Source organism: Nocardiopsis salina YIM 90010, from assembly GCF_000341025.1.
In the GTDB taxonomy this organism is placed as follows: Bacteria; Actinomycetota; Actinomycetes; order Streptosporangiales; family Streptosporangiaceae; genus Nocardiopsis; species Nocardiopsis salina.
This window is the reverse complement of record NZ_ANBF01000255.1, coordinates 1-4,386: the sequence shown is the minus strand read 5'-3', so window position 1 is coordinate 4,386 and position 4,386 is coordinate 1. Positions and strand designations below refer to the sequence as shown.

Annotated in this window: 5 protein-coding genes; 1 reads left to right on the top strand and 4 read right to left on the bottom strand. The window is 71.3% G+C overall.

Annotated features, from left to right (window positions below):
- The first annotated feature begins 314 nt into the window (after positions 1 to 314).
- A complete protein-coding gene (locus D474_RS0126950) occupies positions 315 to 914 on the top strand; it encodes a PadR family transcriptional regulator (protein WP_026118839.1) in 600 nt (199 codons plus the stop codon).
- Between the two features lie 7 nt (positions 915 to 921).
- Here the strand turns inward: D474_RS0126950 and D474_RS0126945 are convergent, their stop codons facing one another.
- From D474_RS0126945 to D474_RS0126930, 4 genes are all read right to left on the bottom strand, one after another.
- Complete coding sequence (locus D474_RS0126945; protein ID WP_017616584.1) at positions 922 to 1,695, bottom strand: VOC family protein; 774 nt, start codon at positions 1,693 to 1,695, stop codon at positions 922 to 924.
- 157 nt (positions 1,696 to 1,852) lie between these two features.
- On the bottom strand, positions 1,853 to 2,482 hold the full coding sequence (locus D474_RS0126940; protein WP_017616583.1) for a hypothetical protein: 630 nt from the start codon (positions 2,480 to 2,482) through the stop codon (positions 1,853 to 1,855).
- A gap of 155 nt (positions 2,483 to 2,637) precedes the next feature.
- Entirely contained in the window at positions 2,638 to 3,255 is a 618-nt protein-coding gene (locus tag D474_RS0126935; protein ID WP_026118838.1) for a TetR/AcrR family transcriptional regulator, read from the bottom strand.
- Positions 3,256 to 3,326: 71 nt separating this feature from the next.
- Positions 3,327 to 4,386 (bottom strand): acyl-CoA dehydrogenase family protein (locus tag D474_RS0126930; RefSeq protein WP_017616581.1); only part of this gene is annotated, 1,060 nt, incomplete at its 5' end.

Below are 4,386 nucleotides of genomic sequence, written 5' to 3'. Positions count from 1 at the left end.
CCGACGAACCACCACCCCCGAGGCAACACCACAGAACAACCATTTCGCCCACCCCCAAGGCAACATCGGCCCGAAAAACCCGGCCCGAAGCAACACCAGACCCCATCCCCGGCAAGCCAGAAGCACCACCACAGAACACCCACCTGATCACCGGCCTCTGCCCTGCCCCGACCAGCGCTCCGCCACCGCCTCTCCACCAGCCGCACTCCCCCGCCCAGTCCGAACCGACCACGGCACCGGATACCGCTATGGTGCTGGACGGGCGCGCCCGGTGCACGGTCGCGCCCGCCGTCGAAGTGAGAGAGAGCGTTGGGATGTCGGCGATCCGGCTTCTGGTCCTGGGTTCGGTGCGCCACCACGGGCGGGCGCACGGGTACCAGGTGCGCGGCGACCTCGAGGCATGGGGCGCGCACGAGTGGTCCACAGCCAAGCCGGGCTCGATCTACCACGCACTCAAGCAGCTGGACCGCCAGGGCCTGTTGGCCGCCCACGAAGCCGAGCCCTCCGCGGCGGGCGGCCCTCCACGAGTGGTCTACAGCATCACCGAGGAGGGCACGCACACCTTCTTCACACTTCTGCGCCGGGCGCTCTCGTCCCCCGGGACCAAACTCGACGTGCTCTCGGCCGGCCTGGGATTCATGGTCGACCTGCCCCGTCACGAGGTGGCCGGGCTGCTCCGGGAACGCCTGGACGGGCTGCGCGCCTGGCACGCGTCGGTCTCGGAGTACTACTCCCCGGACCAGGGCCCCACGTCGCTGGGCCACATCGGCGAGATCATGGATCTGTGGGTGCACACGGCCGATTCCTCAGCTGCGTGGACCCACGGCCTGATCGAGCGGATCGAGGCCGGGGCCCACGTCTTCGCCGGTGAGCGGGGCGACCCCTACGAGGGTGTGTTCACCGAGGAGGCCTGAGTGCCCCTCACCCGCCGCCCTCGGCGAACCAGCGCCGGGTCTCCTCCACTGCGTCCAGATCCCCGGCGGCCTCGGCCCGCTCGTCCTCGGTCAGCTCGATGCCGTCGAGCTCGTCCAGACGCGCCCGGATCACCCCGGGGTCCTCCCCCACCGCGGTGCCCAACTCCACGAGCACCGCAAGCATGCGCGCCCGCTCCACCACCGGGGCGTCGGCACCGTGGCGCTTGAACCCGGACTTGGCGCGGCGGTAGGCGTGCGCGTCGTCGATCTTGTACTCACGGAGGATGCGCACCTCGTCGAGCGACCGGGCGAGCCCCTCGAGCTCAGGTGATCCGCCGTAGTCGAGGTCGGCGGATTCGTCGCGCTGGATGAACAGCAGCGAGTTCCCGTTGGGGTCCACGAGGGTGAAGCGGCTCGCCCCGGGACGGAACCGGGTGATGCGCGGGACCCCGCGTGCGAGCACCTTCCCTCGGTCGGCTCGCATGGCCGCCACGAACGCCGCGTGGTAAGCGGCCACGTCGTCGACCATGACCAGGGCGATCCCGCCTTCCTCCTTCTCCGGGTCGGTGCCTTTGGGCGCGTCCACGAAGTGCATCTGGAACCCGCTCCATGCCAGAGCCAGGTAGAAGTAGGGCCGCCGCTGGTCGTGTTCGACCCCGAAACCGAGCATGCGGTAGAAGTCCACGGTCGCGTCGGCATCCACACAGCCCAGGACCGGAACCACCGCCTCGTTGGCGCGCACGCCCGCCCCCTCGCCGCTCTCCGCCTTCACATCGGCCATGGCCGTGCCACCCTTCGTCACCGCTGATCGGAGCTTCACGCTAAGCGGCCACCCCTGTCTAGTCAAACTTGACTACTTGGCCTCGAAAAGCGCGCCCGGACCTCGTCCGGACGCGCCAGCTCACGCCTCACCCCAGGTCGCGCTGGGGACGGCAGGCTCAGTCCTCGCTGCGGCCCGTCTCCACCACGGTCTCGGTCTCATGCCCCTGCGGACCCGGGTCCGTACCGGGCCCCGGCTCCGGCACTCCGCCGGGCGCAGCGCCCTCGCCGCCCGACCGCAGGCGGACCGGTTCCCACCACCACCAGTGCGAGTCCGGGACCCAGGAGGGCACCTCGTCGTCGGACACGATGCCGGCGTCGACCGCGACCTCGGCCAGGGCGTCGTCGATCCGGGTGATGGCGTCGACGTCGCGGGGGCGCAGGACCACCGACCAGGGCACGAACTCGTCGCCGAGGATCTGCAGCATCGAGCGCCGCCAGCAGGCTGGCCGGTACCCCTCGTGCCGACCGTTCTCCGCGGCCGTCTCGCTGCGCACGACGTACAGGCCCAAGCGGTCGGGGTTGTTGCCCTGGGCCAACAGCTCGGCGAGGTTGCTCACGAACTCGCGGAACCCGGGCGAACTCCGGTGCGCCGGGGTCGTGGCCCGGTACAGGTCGAACAGGGCCGCGAACGCCGAGTCCATGAGGGCGTCGCGGTCCCTGGTGCGCGTGGCACTCTCCGCGAACGCGTCCAACGCCCATCCGGCCAGGCCGGGGAGGTCCCCGCCCGTCTCCGCACTCACCGACACACCGCCTCGTCCAGTTGGATCGCTTTACTCCGAGTTGGTCCGTGCCAACCGGTTCGATGATAAGCCTCCCCGAACCGGGGCGTGCCGTCGGGACCTTCGACCCGGCCCCGGCCCCCGCAGCACCGCCTCTCAGCCCTCCGACCGTCCCGGAAACCTCAGCCTGCGGGGCTGCGTTCCAGCTCCCGTTCGAGCATCGCGGCCCACTGCCGGGCGATGCGGTGGCGCCGGGCGGTGTCGTCGGTGAGCAGGTTGGCCAGGCCCAGTCCGCGCGCCAGGTCGAGGGTGGCCTGCACGGTCTCGCGCACGCCCGGGACGGACTCGTCGGCGCCCAGCACCTCGACGGCTGTGCGGTGGGCCTCGCGTCCCACCCGCTCCTCCAGCGGCACCACCCGGGGATACAGGTCGGGGTCACTGGCCGCGCCGGTCCACAACTGCAACGCGGCCTGGAACCCGGTTCCGCTGAAGACGTCGAAGAGCACGAGCACCATCTCCTCGACCCGGTCCGGCCCCTCGGGCAGGTCGTGCATGAGGCGGCGCAGCTCCACGGTCAGCCCGTCCGCCATGCTGTCGAAGGCGGCCACGAACAGATCCTCGCGCGTCTGGAAGTGGTGCTGGGCCGCCCCGCGTGAGACGCCCGCGCGCTCGGCGACCGCGCCCACCGTCGTGCCCGGAACCCCGCGCTCGGCCAGACAGGCCACCGCCGCCTCCAACAGGCGGGCGCGAGTGGCCCTGCTGCGTTCCTGTCGGGGCTCCTGGCCCCGTCCGGTGTCCACGGGCGCGCCTCCCACATGCGGGGCCGGGCCGGGGCGCAGGTGGGCGCACCCGGCCCGGCCGGTGTCCTCGTTCAGTACGACTTGGGGAGGCCGAGCGACTGCTGCGCCACGTAGTTGAGGATCATCTCCCGGCTGACCGGGGCGATCCTCGACAGCCGCGCGGAGGTGAGGGCGGCGCCCAGTCCATACTCGCTCGCCAAGCCGTTGCCGCCCAGCGTCTGTACGGCCTGGTCGACCGTGCGCACGCAGGCCTCGGCGGCGGCGTACTTGGCCATGTTCGCGGCCTCGCCCGCCCCCGCGTCGTCGCCGGAATCGTAGCGGAGTGCCGCGAACTGGGTCATGAGCCGCGCCTGCTCCATCTCGATCTTCACCTGGGCCAGCGGGTGCGCCAGCCCCTGGTGCGCACCGATGGGGGTGTCGCGCCAGACCACTCGGTCCTGTGCGTAGTCCACCGCCTTGGCGAGTGCGTGCCGGGCGGTACCGGTGGACAGCGACGCCGCCATGATGCGTTCGGGGTTGAGCCCGGCGAAGAGCTGCAGGAGCCCGGCGTCGGGATCACCGATCAGCGCATCCGCGGGCAGGCGCACGTCGTCCAGGAAGAGCTGGAACTGGTGGTCGGGGCTGACCAGGTCCATCTCGATCTGCTGTTTCACGAAGCCGGGGGTGTCGGTTGGCACGGCGAACAGCGCCGCGGACAGGCGGCCGGTGCGCTCGTCCTCGATACGGCCGACCACAAGCACCGCGTCGGCGACGTCCACACCGGAGATGAAGGTCTTGCGCCCGTTGAGCACCCACTCGTCGCCGTCCCTGCGGGCCGTGGTGGTGATGCGGTGGGCGTTGGAGCCTGCGTCGGGTTCGGTGATGCCGAAGGCCATGATCGCCGAGCCGTCGGCCAGGCCGGGCAGCCACCGCTGCTTCTGTTCGGGGGTGCCGAAGCGTGACAGCACGGTCCCGCAGATGGCCGGGGAGACCACCATCATCAGGGTCGGACACCCTGCGGCACTGAGCTCCTCCAGCACAGCGGCCAGGTCGCCGATGCCGCCGCCCCCGCCGCCGTACTCCTCGGGGATGTTGACCCCGAGGTAGCCGAGTTCGCCGGCCCGCTTCCACAGGTCGGTGAGGTAGGGGGCC